Below are 13,848 nucleotides of genomic sequence, written 5' to 3' on the forward strand. Positions count from 1 at the left end.
ACTCAGCGTACCTTTGCGTTAAAAAAATCCTCACAAAACTAACTGCTTCCTCACCTCCTCCTCCGATAACTCATCCACCTCTGCCAAAACCCTTGCTAAATCATCATTTTCCGCTTGCTCACTCACTTTTTGCGCTAGTTCAGCAATAGTTGGATTTTCAAACAAGTAACGTAAAGGAAAATTTAAACTAAAAATCTCTCTTAAGCGAGAAACAACTTGAGTAGCTAGTAAAGAATGTCCTCCTAACTCAAAAAAGTTATCGTGAATTCCTACCTGTTGTAACTTCAGAACTGTACTCCAAATTGTCGCTAATTCTTCTTCAATTGGTGTGCGAGGATCGACAAAATCAACATCTAGATTTCTTTGATAAGTATCAGGTGCAGGTAAAGCACGGCGATTGATTTTACCATTAGGAGAGAGAGGAAATGCTTCTATAAATACGAAAGCCGCAGGAATCATGTAATCTGGTAGCTTTTTCTGGAGGAAGTTTCGTAAGCTACTAAGAGTTTGTGAATTATCCTTCGCCACCAAATAAGCTACTAACAATTTATTCCCTGGTTCATCTTCCCGCGCAATAACTAAAACTTGCTTTATCTCAATATTTTGAATTAAAATTGCTTCAATTTCTGCTAATTCAATCCGAAAACCACGAATTTTTACTTGTGTATCAATTCGTCCGATAAATTCCAGATTTCCATCAGGGAGGCGACGCCCTAAATCTCCAGTTTTATAAAGGATATCTCCCTCAACAAAAGGATTAGGAATAAATTTTTCACGGGTTAATGTTGGTTGATTTAAGTAACCTCTAGCAACACTCGCCCCACCCACATAGAGTTCACCAGGAACACCAATTGGAACTCTATGTAAGTCTTCATTTAGTAAGTAAACTGTCCTATCACCGATGGGTTTACCAATGGGAATTAAATGCACATTTTGAGCAAGTTGTTTGGAAATTGGATAACAACAGGTAAAAACTGTACATTCCGAAGGGCCATAAGCATGAATTAATTGCGTTATCGGCAGTAGTTCTAAAGCGCAACGAACATGAGGTACAGAAACGGATTCTCCCCCAAACAGTAGTTGTTTCACCCCAGACAACCCTTCTGGCATTGTGTCAATCATGAGATTGAATAAGGCGGTAGTCAGAAATAAGGTATTAACTCTTTGTTCTTGGATGATGCGGCTTAAGGCTTCTGGTGTGGGAATTTTGTCTGGGTAAAGCACACAACGCCCACCGTAAAGCAAGGGCGGCCAAAGTTCTAGGGTTGATGCATCCCAGGACATTGATGAATATTGTAGCCAAATTTGTTCTGCATCAAGGTGAATAAAATCAACTCCAAACATAAAGCCAATAATGCTACGATGAGCAACTTCTGTTCCCTTTGGTGTTCCCGTTGAGCCAGAGGTATAAATAATATAAGCTAAATTTTCTGGATTAACTTCATTATGTAAATTGTCTTCTTGATATTGGGTAACTTTTTCCCAATCTGTGTCAAGATTCACCAAAATTTTATTATCGAGTGGGAGCCTATTTTTTAAACTAGTTTGTGTTAGTAAGATTGGCGCTTGTACATCTTCTAGCATGAATGCTAGTCTTTCGGTGGGATAAGCTGGATCTAAAGGAACGTAAGCCCCTCCTGCTTTGAGAATAGCGAGTATTCCAATTACCATTTCTAAGGAACGCTCAATACAAATTCCCACTTTGACTTCTGGTTTAACGCCTATTGAAAGCAAATAATGGGCTAATTGATTGGCACGGTTATTTAATTCCCGATAAGTTAAATATTGTTGTTGATAGACAACTGCTATGGCATCAGGACTTTTTTCTACCTGTTCTTCAAATAAAATATGAATGCATTTATAATTAAAAATATTTCTTTTTTGATGATTTTCTAGTAAAATTAATTGTTTTTCCTCATCTGCACTGAGTAAAGATAATTGAGAAATATATTGTTGTAAATTATCTGCCATTCCTCCCAGCAATGTTTGGAAATGCCCAATCATACAGTTAATTGTTTCTTTATCAAAGCAGCTAGTATCATAAACAATCCTGCCAGCTAGTTGTGAACCAGGATTAATTACTACTGTAATAGGATAATTCGTGCGTTCCCAACAACTAAGATGACTAATTTCTAAAGTTTTTTGATTTTCTTGTTTAGCATAATCTAGCGGATAATTTTCAAATACTAAAATACTTTTAAAAAGTTGTAATCCGACCGGGATATCACTTAATTGTTGAATCTCTGCAAGAGAAAAATAAGCATATTGTTCTTGTTCTAATGCTTGGGTTTGTAATTGCTTGAGCCAGGGTATTAATTCTGTTTTGGCTGTTATTTTTGTCCGTATTGGCAGGGTATTGATAAATAGCCCCACCATCGACTCTACTTGCTCAAGCTGGGGTAGACGACCAGATACAGTTGCACCAAAGACTACATCACTTTTTCCACTGTAACGAGAAATTAATAATGCCCATGCTCCTTGCACCAAATTATTCAAAGTTAAATGGTGCTGTCGCGCTGTCAATTGCAATTTTTCAGTTACCGTTTGAGATAATTGAAAACGTTGCTCATTATATATTCCCCTGTTCCCTGTTCCCTGTTCCCTGTTCCCTATAAGAGTAGGAGTTTCAAACCCTTGAAGGGTTTTTTGCCAAAAATTCTTTGCTTTGTCAATATCCTGTTGCTGTAACCATTCAATATATTCTCGATAGGGGCGAACTCCTTGGAGGCGTAAATATTCACCTCGCTGATTTGCTTCATAAAAAGCCAAAACTTCTTTGAGGACAATCTGCATTGACCAACCATCAAAGAGGATATGATGATGACTCCAAATAAATTGGTATTCCTGCTCTGTTAGTTGAATGATCGTAAAGCGCATTAGAGGTGCTTGAGTCACATCGAATCCCTTTTGGCGATCGCTTGACAAAAACTCCTCTAAATGATTTTGTTGTTCATCAAGTGTTAAATGTCGCCAGTCCATTTGCACCCAAGGAAGTTCCACTTGTTTACTCACCATTTGCAAGGGCTTTTCTATCTCCTCCCAATAAAAAGAACTGCGTAAAACAGAGTGTCGCGCTACAACCTGTTCCCAAGCTTGCTGAAAAGCAAATAAATTCAATTTCCCAGAGAGAATGCAAAGTAACTGCTCAAAATAAATTTCCGATTCTGGTGCATAAAGGGTATGAAACAACATCCCTTGTTGCATCGGTGAAAGTTCATAAAGGTCTTCGATATTTTGCATAATTACCTCTGGAGTTAGGGAGTAGGGGAAGATGAGGGAGAAGGGTGAGAGTATAAATGACTACTGACTATTGACTATTGACCATTGACTACTTCTTATTGATTTTGGCTAGGAATTTATCTAGCTGTTTTTGATTGAGTTTGGCTGCTAAAAAGTCTGATGGAGTATAGCTTTGAGATTCTTTTAATTGACAGTGAGCAATTAGGGTTTTTAATGCTTCCATAAATCCTGAAGCTAACTTTTCAATGGTGTCTCGCTTGTAAATTTTCTCGCTATAAGCCCAAGTCATTTCCAGTTTTCCCACACGAATAAAGCCGCTTATTCCTAATTGGTGGCTACGTTGATTAAATAGGCTTTGTTCGGACTTAAATTCTTTAGCCAAACCTAAAACTTCAGATGCTTTCAACACTTGGTCGAATTGTCCCAGGTAGTTAAAACTAACTTGTGCTGATGGTAGGGACTGCAATTTTTCCCGAATTGTGGTGTTTTGGTGCAAATATCGCAATACACCATAACCAATTCCTCGGTTGGAAATGCGCCGGAGTTGTTCTTTTATTAACTTTAAAGCCTCTCCGGGATGTTCGATTTCTCCTAGCTGTAAGCCAACGGGGAATAATGTAGTAAACCAACCGACAGTCCGGGACAAGTCTACATCGTCAAATAAATCTTCCCTGCCATGTCCTTCCAAATCAATTAGTAAAGAACTTTCGCCTGTCCACTGAGTAAAGCTTTGTACTAATGCTGTCAACAACACATCATTAATTTGAGTGTTGTAAGCAGAGGGTACATCTTGTAACAGAGAGCGTGTGTGTTCTTCATTTAAAACAAGTGTCACAGACGCAGTTGAAGCTACGGTGTTATTTTCTTCACCAAAAGTATAGTCTACTGGTAAAGCTGTAACTTGAAGGCTAGATTGACTCAGCCAGTAATCCAACTCTTTGACGGCCTCTGTTTGGGCATATTCTGTCAGGCGATCGCTCCAATATTGCCAAGAGGTTGTTTTCGCTGGTAATTTAATAGCCTCACCCCAACTAATTTGTTGGTAAGCAGTAGCTAAGTCTTCCAATAAAATCCGCCAGGAAACCCCATCGACTGCTAAGTGATGGATAATGAATAGTAAACAACTTGGTCTATCATTGCCTAATTGAAATAATGCGACTCGTGCGATGCCTGCGGCGGGCGTAGCCATCGCTCCTGTAGATAAATCCAAACTAGCCTGGAGTTCAGCATCTTTAGTTGCGATCGCTGTTTGCTGTTCTGCTGACGGTAGATGCGACAAATCAAAGACGCTCAATGGTACAGATTCCTGAGTGGGAGCGTTAATTTGCAGCCAGTTTTCCCCTTCCTGCACAAACTGCAAACGCAAAGCATCGTGATGCGCTGACAATTGCTGTACTATTTGCTGCAATAGCTCAGGTTGCACATCTGGCGACACTTCTAGCAGTACTGACTGGTTAAAGTAATGGGGTTCGGGTAATTTCTGCTCGAAAAACCATTGTTGAATCGGTGTCAAGGCTACAGAACCAGTTACTAACCCTTGTTCAGCCTTGATTTGGCGAGTGATACCTGCTACAGCAGCTAACTCTGCAATGGTTTGATACTTAAATAACTGTTTAGCAGCAATTTGGATACCTGCCTGGTTCGCTTTGGAAATTAACTGAATACTGAGAATAGAATCTCCACCCAGTTCAAAGAAGTTATCGTGGACGCCAACATTTTCTACTCTTAAAACTTCCGACCAAATCGCCACTAACTTCTCTTCTATCAGCGTGCGAGGAGCAATAAATTTATCTTCAGCACTGCGAGAAAAATCGGGTGTAGGTAGAGCGCGGTAGTCTACCTTTTGGTTGGGAGTCATCGGTATGCTTTCCAACACCATGAAGGCAGCCGGAATCATGTAATTCGGTAGTTTCTGCTTGAGGAAATTGCGTAATTCATTGGTGGTTGGTTGCGGTTTTTGGGGTACGACATAAGCCACAAGCCGCTTTTGTCCGGGGGTGTCTTCATGAGCAATGACAACAGCTTGCAATACTTGTGGGTGTTGTCTCAATACCGCCTCAATTTCGCCCAATTCGATGCGGAAGCCGCGAATCTTCACCTGATTATCAACTCGACCCAAGTATTCCAGCTTGCCATCCTTGCAAAATCTTACTAAATCCCCTGTTTTATACAGGCGAGATGATTGGTTTTCATTTGCTCCTCTGCTCCCTTGCTCCCCTGCTCCCCTGCTTTGTAAAGCATTGGAGACAAATTTTTCGTTTGTTAACTCAGGACGTTGCCAATATCCCCTAGCTAATCCTGTTCCACCAATATGCAGTTCACCAGGAACACCTATCGGTACAGGTTGCTGATATTGGTCTAAAACATAAACTTGAGCATTACTAATGGGTCGTCCAATACTAACAGAAGGGGCTGCTGGAGTTAAACGTTCTAATGTGGTGACAACCGTTGCTTCTGTCGGCCCGTAAGTATTGAATAATTGCGGTACTGGGGAAAGATGAGCAACACAAGTATGCCAATGCTGCACTTTTTCTAGTTGAACTGCTTCACCACCAATAATTACAGTTCTCAAACATTCACAGATGCGAGCATCTTGGGGCTTAAGTTCTGCTACTAACTGATGCCAGTATGCTGTCGGCAAATCTAAAACAGTTAACTGCCATTTTTGACAATACTGCCAAAAATCTTCGCTGGAGTTGAGCATTTCTTCAGTGCGTAAAACTAAGGTTGCACCGATGCACAAACAAGGAAAGATTTCTTCAATCGATGTATCAAAGCAAATAGACGCAAATTGCAGAACCTTATCGCTAGTCTTGATTCCATATTCATCAATGGCGGTAATGACAAAATTCATCAATGAGCGATGTTCGAGCGTTACCCCCTTGGATTTACCTGTAGAACCGGAGGTGTAGATAATGTAAGCCAGGTTATCTAATTGAACGTCGCTAATTGGATTGGCTGTACTTTGTGGCGTGATTAATTCCCAATCTGTATCTAAACAAATTGTTTTTCCGGTATAACCTAGCAATTTATCTTGGAATTTATCTTGCGTCAGCAAAAAGCCGAGTTGCGTATCAGCAATAATTTCAGCGATTCGCTCTTGAGGATAAGCCGGGTCAAGAGGAACATAAGCACCGCCAGCTTTGAGAATGCCGAGTAAGCCAGCAATCATGTCTAGGGAACGCTCAACGCAGATACCGATTAGGGTTTCTGGTTTGACTCCCAAACTTTGTAAATAATGGGCTATTTTATTGGCGCGATCGCTCAATTCGCGGTAAGTTAATTTCTGCCCATCCTGCTCTACAGCTACAGCATCAGGCGTTAACTCTACCTGAGCCTCAAACAACTTCTGGATACATTCACTAGAAGAATACTCCTTGTGAGTCTGATTCCACTCCATCAATAATTGCTGCTGAGACTGGGTTAGCAGTGGTAAATCAGAAATTCGCTGCTCTGGGTTAGCAACAATCTTTTCTAGTAAATTTTGATACTGATCCACCATCTGCTGGATTGTGGCAGCGTCGAATAAATCAGTGTTGTATTCCCAAATCGCCGTAATCCCTTTCCCTTCACCATATTGCGGAATTAAGACAACATCCAGGTCAAATTTTGTTGATTTGTTGCTGAGGGCTACATTCGTTGTGATGTTCAAGCCTAGGAGTGTTAAGTCTGGCTGAGGAGAATCATGGAAGCTAAACATCACTTGAAATACAGGATTATAACTCAAGTTGCGGATTGGCTTGAGAACCTCCACGACCTTATCGAAGGGTAAATCTTCGTTAGCAAAGGCTTCCAGCGTGACTTGGCGGACTTGACTTAACAACTCCCGAAACGTAGGATTACCAGACAAATCGGTGCGTAATACTAAATTATTGACAATCATGCCAATTAATTGTTCTGTCTCGCGCATCCGGCGATTGGCAACAGCTGTACCCACACATAGATCCTCTTGTGCAGTGTAATGGCGCAATATTATTAAGAAAGCCGCCAGCGTGGTCATGAATAAAGTAGTTCCCTGTTGACGGCTGAGAACTCTTAAAGACTCGCACAAAGTAATAGGCAACTCTACCCTAATTTGAGTGCCATTGTAAGTTTGTTCTACTAATCGGGGGCGGTCGTAAGGTAATTCTAACAGAGGCGGACTGCCGGATAACTTTTGCTGCCAAAAAGCTAATTGAGCTTGGGCTTCTTCGCTTTTCACCCACTCTCGCTGCCAATGGGCATAGTCGGCAAATTGGAGTGTTAATTCTGGTAATGGCGAAGGTTGACCTAAGCAGAAGGCTTGATAAAGTGCAAGAAACTCATTTAAAAATACATTGTTGAAAGACCAACCATCATGAACCATGTGATGTTCGATGTGGATTAACAGATGGTCTTGGTCGCTCAACTTCAACAATAACCACCTAACTAATGGTAGTTTATCTAAGTAAAAAGGCTTCTGCACCTCTGCGTCAAATAGACGCTGAATTTCGGCTTCTTGCTCAGACTTAGGAATGCTCTGGAGGTCTACCACTTTTAAGTTGACTGGCCAGGCTGGATGGATGACTTGAAATAAGCGTCCATCTGCGGCGGGAAAAGTTGTGCGGAAGATTTCATGTCGGCGGACAATCTCGCTGAGGCACTGTTCTAATGCTGTCACGTTAAGTTGCCCAGTGAATCGCAGAGTAACCTGAGCTTGATAGGCGCTACCTTCCGGTGCTACTTCTTGAATGAAATGCACTCGCTCTTGAGCAAAGGAAGCTGGCAAGTATCCTGAGCGTGGAACTGGTTGGATTGCAGGACGTTGTAATTGCTGCTGGAGGTGGCTGTACTGTTCAATCAGCCCAGCTAAACCCGCTATGGTAGGATAGGCGAAAATGTGATGAAAGAATAACTCGACTTGAAAACTATCGCGGATGCGGGAAAGCATTTGCGCTGCGATTAAAGAATGACCGCCTAAATTGAAAAAATTGTCATTGATTCCTATCGGCTCAATTCCCAGTAACTCAGCCCAGATGCTTGCTAGTTTTTCTTCAATTGGGTTACGCGGTACGACAAAGGTTTCTTCGAGATCGGGGCGGGTGCGATCGCCATCTGGCAGATTTTGACGATCTACTTTCCCATTTGGAGTGAGGGGTAAAGAATCTAAAATGACAAAAACCCCTGGAACCATATATTTAGGCAGCTTTTCTTCCAGAAAGCGTTTGAGGGTAGCGATAATTGCTTCCGGCTTTTGATTCAGGACTATATAAGCAACAAGCCGTTTATCACTAGGAATATCTTCACGGGCAATTACAGCTACCTGTTTGACATCTGGGTGTTGAATTAAGAGCTTTTCAATTTCATCCAATTCGATGCGGAAGCCGCGAATCTTCACCTGATTATCAACTCGTCCTAGAAACTCAATGTTACCGTCTGGTAAATAACGTGTCAAATCCCCAGTTTTATATAATTTGGTTCCTGCCTCGTCAAATGGATTGGGGATAAATCTTTCTCTAGTCAACTCTGGACGGTTCAGATAGCCTCTAGCCAAGCCGTCGCCACCAATAAACAATTCGCCAGCAGTCCCAATAGGAACAGGTTGCAAATGGTTATCGAGGATATAAACTTGGGTATTAGCGATCGCTCGACCAATGGTTGCTTGAGTATCTCCAGCAGTACATTCTGCAACTGTAGCGCAAACAGTTGATTCCGTTGGCCCATAAGCATTAAAGAAACGCCGCTCTTGTGACCATTGAGCTATTAGCTTAGGATTACAAGCTTCTCCAGCAACGATGAGAGTTTGTAAGTTTGGCAATTCTTCTGCTGGTAAAGCTGCTAGTGCTGTGGGTGGTAGTGTGACGTGAGTAATTGAATGTTCGCGCAAAAATTTTATTAAATCTGCTCCTGGGCGCAAGGAATCTTGAGTTCCCATGTAAAGACTAGCTCCAGAACCCAAAGCCATGACAATTTCCCAAACTGAAGCATCAAAGCTGAAAGAAGCAAACTGAAGAACACGGCTGTGTGGGTGTACATCAAACAATTTAATTTGTGCTTGGGCAAGATTGCATACGCCTTGATGCTGAATTAGTACCCCTTTGGGTGTTCCAGTTGAACCGGATGTATAAATCAGATAAGCGAGATTTTCAGCCGTCACATCGCTAGGAGGATTTTCGTGACTCTGGCAAGCGATCGCTTCCCCATCACTATCAAAACAAACTGTCTTCACCCCGCTTACAGAAAATTCATCAACAAACTTCTGCTGAGTTAATAGGACTTGCACTTGTGAATCTGACAGCATGAACGATAAACGCTCTTGGGGATAGCTTGTATCTAGTGGGAGATATGCTGCTCCCGCCTTGAGAATCCCCAATAGCCCGACGATCGTGTCGAGCGATCGCTCAACACAAATTCCTACCAGAACTTCTCTTCCTACGCCCAAAGATTGCAGATAATGAGCTACTTTATTAGCACGATGATTCAACTCTTGATAAGTAAGTTTCTGTTCATCGAAGACGACAGCAATATTGTCTGGAGTTTTTTCTACTTGTGCTGCAAATAATTCATGTATGCACAAATATTTAGGATAATCTACCTTTGTATCATTCCATTCTACCAATATTTTGTGTCTTTCTGGCTCAGTTAAAACAGACAAATTATGAATATCACGAGTAGAATCTATCGCCATTTCTTTCATCAATTTTATATATAAATTAATAAATTAGTAGTTTTATTTTTAATCAAGGGAGTGGCTGATTTTGCCTTTTATAGCTGATATTGCAACAGTTCTTGGGGAGGCTAAATAGTTTTTGCCTGTGGGATCGCCACTGCGTCCTTTAAAATTGCGATTGGTTGCATAAATCCCCGTTTCTTCTTTGTCTAAAACCCCAATTCCTGAATTAATACAAGCTCCACAACCTGACTTAAGAATTTGTGCGCCTGCTTGGGTAAAAATGTCGAGATAGCCCAAAAGTTGGGCTTTTTCTCTGATTTCCACGCTTGCTGGGACAATAAACAAGTTCACGCCGTCTGCTAGTTGGCGACCCTGCAAAACTTCAGCAGCCTGAGCTAAATCGTAGAGTTTTCCGCCTGTACAAGAGCCAATAAAAGCTTTGGTAATTGGAACCTCTTCTAACTCACTAATCGGGACTACTTGATCTGGTTTTGGAGGACGCGCAACTTGCGGTTCTAGATTACTGAGGTCAAATCGATACACCTTTTCATACTCAGCATCAGGATCGGCAATAATTTCTGTAAATTCTTGGTTAGAGCGACTTTTCACATAATTTCGCGTCGTCTCATCAGGCACAATCAATCCACAGATAGCACCACACTCAACGGCCATATTAGCTAGAGTCAATCGTTCATCAAAAGGCAATTGTGAGAGGATTGACCCGCGAAACTCCATCACTTTACTGGTAGCACCAGCACAGCCGATTTGCCCCAGAATAAATAGAATAATATCTTTGGCACTGATATGGGGAGGTAAGGTTCCAGTCAACTCAAATACTAATGTTGAGGGAACACGAATCCACATATCTCCCATCGCATAGATATTCGCCATGTCTGTAGTGCCAACCCCAGTGGAAAAAGCTCCTAAAGCTCCGTAGGTGCAGGTATGGGAGTCTGTACCAGCAATGATCATTCCTGGTCGGACAAATCCTTTTTCTGGAAGTAAGACGTGACAGATACCCACAGCTTCGCCTGGGGAAACCATATCAAATAAATGACAGCCTTGCTCTTTGGCAAACTCAACCATTTGCTCATACATGAGATTAGCTTTATGGTCAGTACGGATATCATTAACTTGGATAAAGTGGTCGGCTACCAAAACCACCTTTTGAGCATCCCACAGCTTGGCCTGTTCTCCATAGTGTTGATAAAATGTCTTGGCGACAGGTGCAGCGACAGCATCATGAGATAAGGCTAAATCGACCTGAGCAAAAACTACTTCTCCAGGCCGAACGTAGGAATTACCAGAGGCTTTGGCTAAGAGTTTTTCTACTAAAGTCATGGGTTGTTTGGGAGTTACGCTTTGAGGAATGCTTATTTTTCCCTGACGACGCATTTGATTAAAAGGTATCAGTCCACCAGCTGCTGCGATCGCATCTACTACAGAATTCTCTTGTTTTTCTCCCAAAATTTCTAGAGACAGCCCAATATTGATGCTATTGCGATAAAAAATTTCTGCAAACGATTTGGCTTGAATCTTTTCAATTCCACCAGCTTTAAGGGCAACAGGAGCAATTTCTCGACTCGAACCGCAACCGAAATTTTCCCCAGCGACAATGACGTTATATTTTAATAGCTCTCCTACACCAATCAAATGTTCTAAAGCATATTGTTTTAAAATATCTGGATCGTAAGTTGTGGCTCGATTGGCAGGAATAATATCATCAGTATTAATATCATCTCCTAAGTGTAAAACTTTATTTAATTGATTCATAAAGCTCCTTGAATTCAGAATGTTGCTTGCTGGAAAGTTCTTCTAGTAAAAGGTCAATTAATTTTTCAGTATTGATCAATATTTCTGCTCCTTGAGGAGCCAAATCAGCTGTCCGATATCCTTTAGCTAAAACTCGCTTTTTTGCTGTTATGATTCGTTGGGCAGCCCTCACTTCTCCCCACTGCTGGAGCATTAAAACACAAGCTTCCAAAGTTCCCAAAGGATTAGCAATACCTAACCCTGCAATGTCTGGGGCTGTACCGTGAATTGCTTCGTATAGTCCTAATCCATCAGCATTCAGACTAGCCGATCCTAATAAGCCAAGCGAACCAACTAACGCTCCGCCAATATCGCTGAGAATATCTCCAAACAGATTGCCTGCCAAAATTACATCAAATCTCTGGGGATTGAGAACCATTTGCATAGCTAAGTTATCTACTAGCATTGGTTCGACAACAACACCTGGAAACTGTAGAGCTTCTTCTTGGACTAAACGAGTCCAAGGCAAATGAGGTAAGGCATTTTCTTTGTGAGCTACACTCAGCAATCCTCGGCGTTGTTGGGCTTTTTGCAAGGCTTGACGAGCTATCCGCCGAATCTCTTCATCGTAATAAAGCATGGTGTGATAGCCATAAGCACCCTTTTCATCAAAAGACCTTCCCGCAGGGCCGAAATAAATTCCACTGACTAGTTCTCGAATGATGAGTATATCGAGTCCTTGAACTTTTTCTGGTCGGAGGCTAGATTTATGCACCAAACTATTAATAATCCGAATTGGACGCAGATTGCAAAAAAAATCGTAATGCTTTCGCAGTTCTAGCAGTCCGCCCTGAGTCACTGCACCAAATACAATTCCATCAGATCCATTGCATAGTTCGGCCGTAGCTTGAGGAAAGTAACTACCAAATTGTTCTAAGGCTGTTGCACCAAGCCAACCATAGTCTACCTGCAAGGTAAATCCTTCAAGTTTTGCAACTTGTTGCAAAACTTTTAAAGAAGCTTGTACAACTTCTGGGCCAATCCCTTCCCCACCAATAGCAACAATACGATAAGACAGATTATTCAAAGACTTCATTTTTCCGTATTTGTTGATTGAGCAGGATTTATCGATTCTATAATTTTCAAAGCTGAACTCTCCTCATTAAGTACACTGACAATATAATTTATACTAAAATCTATTTTGCTTATTTTCATTTTCGATATTTTTATTTCAGACTATATTGTTAATGAGTAATTAGAGTTGATACCTTGTTTATCCACTATTTGTTATATAACAATTTATCAAAATGATATACAAGAACTTCTAAGGTCGTTTGCTTTTAACATTACTGTTTAACGACCACCGGGTAATGGTTTTAGAATCATGTCACTCCAAAATTCATATTTGGCACGGGTCAGGTTACTAAAGTATGCTTTACTTTCATCATAATTGATTGCAAATTTAGCACCTGAAGATAATTCACCTGTGAGATTTTCTTGCCAATCTTTAGTGAAATTAATTGTAGCTGTCATGATTGAATGCTGTATGGTTTTGTATATTTGCTTGATGATGTCCAGTTTTATATTCAGTGCTTACCTATTAAATCCCTCGTAAAACTGTTAAGAATTTACTATTGGCATATACGCCTTTCAATATTCTTAGTGTCAGAGCGTAAATGCAAGGAAAGTTAAGAAACTTAAGCAAATTTTTAAGTAAATTAAGAAAATGTTTGAAAAGCGAAAGGCTATTCCCGGATTTCTCACAAAGAATGAGAAAATATGGTCAAAAAGTGCCAAAATGTATATTGCACAACAATTCCAGCAGTTTGAAGTATGACCCCAAATAAGAACGATTGTATACTAAAACAGTTTATATTTGAACAAGTAAAGTCATGTCCAGTTGTAGTTAATTTCAATGGTGAGCCTGTAACATCTGATGCAGGACTAACATTAGTTGCGGAACTAGATAGAAAAAGAGAAATAACATCACGCCTGGTAGCATGTTTTAAAAATTACCGAGAGCAAAATAAGATTCTGCATCCAGTTAATGGCTTAATTGCACAAAGAATATATGGCTTAATCATGGGCTATGAAGATGTAAATGACCATGAAACTCTACGTCACGATGCGAGGGAGCATCTCACTTTTGCAAATATAGGTATAATTTGGGGGAAAATAGTCACAATGACAATACTCAGGCAAGTACAATTACTATGAACCCTGAA

6 protein-coding genes and 1 pseudogene are annotated in these 13,848 nt (G+C 40.9%); 1 reads left to right on the forward strand and 6 read right to left on the reverse strand.

Annotation, left to right across the window (positions count from 1 at the left end):
• Positions 1-30 precede the first annotated feature (30 nt).
• The 6 genes and pseudogenes from V7K40_RS32005 to V7K40_RS32030 all read right to left on the reverse strand — a co-directional run bounded on the left by V7K40_RS32005 (position 31) and on the right by V7K40_RS32030 (position 13,156).
• Positions 31-3,240 (reverse strand): amino acid adenylation domain-containing protein, encoded by a 3,210-nt coding sequence (locus V7K40_RS32005; protein WP_334966906.1) that lies wholly within the window; start codon positions 3,238-3,240, stop codon positions 31-33.
• An 88-nt stretch (positions 3,241-3,328) separates the two neighbouring features.
• Positions 3,329-9,886 carry an amino acid adenylation domain-containing protein gene (locus V7K40_RS32010; protein WP_334966907.1) on the reverse strand — a complete coding sequence of 2,186 codons (6,558 nt, stop codon included), beginning with the start codon at positions 9,884-9,886 and terminating at the stop codon, positions 3,329-3,331.
• Between the two features lie 48 nt (positions 9,887-9,934).
• Positions 9,935-11,266, reverse strand: a complete 1,332-nt coding sequence (locus tag V7K40_RS32015; RefSeq protein WP_334966912.1) for a 3-isopropylmalate dehydratase large subunit — start codon at positions 11,264-11,266, stop codon at positions 9,935-9,937.
• Positions 11,267-11,344: 78 nt separating this feature from the next.
• Positions 11,345-11,494 (reverse strand): annotated as a pseudogene (locus V7K40_RS32020) (3-isopropylmalate dehydratase); the annotation flags it as partial.
• 133 nt (positions 11,495-11,627) lie between these two features.
• The gene (leuB, locus tag V7K40_RS32025) at positions 11,628-12,719 is read right to left on the reverse strand and encodes a 3-isopropylmalate dehydrogenase (protein ID WP_334966908.1); all 1,092 of its coding nucleotides are present in this window, start codon (positions 12,717-12,719) and stop codon (positions 11,628-11,630) included.
• Positions 12,720-12,976: 257 nt separating this feature from the next.
• A complete protein-coding gene (locus V7K40_RS32030; protein ID WP_334966909.1) occupies positions 12,977-13,156 on the reverse strand; it encodes a hypothetical protein in 180 nt (59 codons plus the stop codon).
• A gap of 300 nt (positions 13,157-13,456) precedes the next feature.
• On the opposite strand from V7K40_RS32030, the gene V7K40_RS32035 reads away from it, so the two are divergent.
• Positions 13,457-13,840, forward strand: a complete 384-nt coding sequence (locus V7K40_RS32035) for a transposase (RefSeq protein WP_334966910.1) — start codon at positions 13,457-13,459, stop codon at positions 13,838-13,840.
• Positions 13,841-13,848 lie beyond the last annotated feature (8 nt).

It is taken from the genome of Nostoc sp., from assembly GCF_036917195.1.
Lineage (GTDB): Bacteria > Cyanobacteriota > Cyanobacteriia > Cyanobacteriales > Nostocaceae > Nostoc.

Bases quoted from the DNA above. Each gene is read 5' to 3' on its own strand.
- V7K40_RS32005 (WP_334966906.1), bottom strand. From the start codon at position 3,240: ATGCAAAATATCGAAGACCTTTATGAACTTTCACCGATGCAACAAGGG.
- V7K40_RS32010 (WP_334966907.1), bottom strand. From the start codon at position 9,886: ATGGCGATAGATTCTACTCGTGATATTCATAATTTGTCTGTTTTAACT.
- V7K40_RS32015 (WP_334966912.1), bottom strand. From the start codon at position 11,266: ATGCGTCGTCAGGGAAAAATAAGCATTCCTCAAAGCGTAACTCCCAAA.
- leuB (WP_334966908.1), bottom strand. From the start codon at position 12,719: ATGAAGTCTTTGAATAATCTGTCTTATCGTATTGTTGCTATTGGTGGG.
- V7K40_RS32030 (WP_334966909.1), bottom strand. From the start codon at position 13,156: ATGACAGCTACAATTAATTTCACTAAAGATTGGCAAGAAAATCTCACA.
- V7K40_RS32035 (WP_334966910.1), top strand. From the start codon at position 13,457: ATGACCCCAAATAAGAACGATTGTATACTAAAACAGTTTATATTTGAA.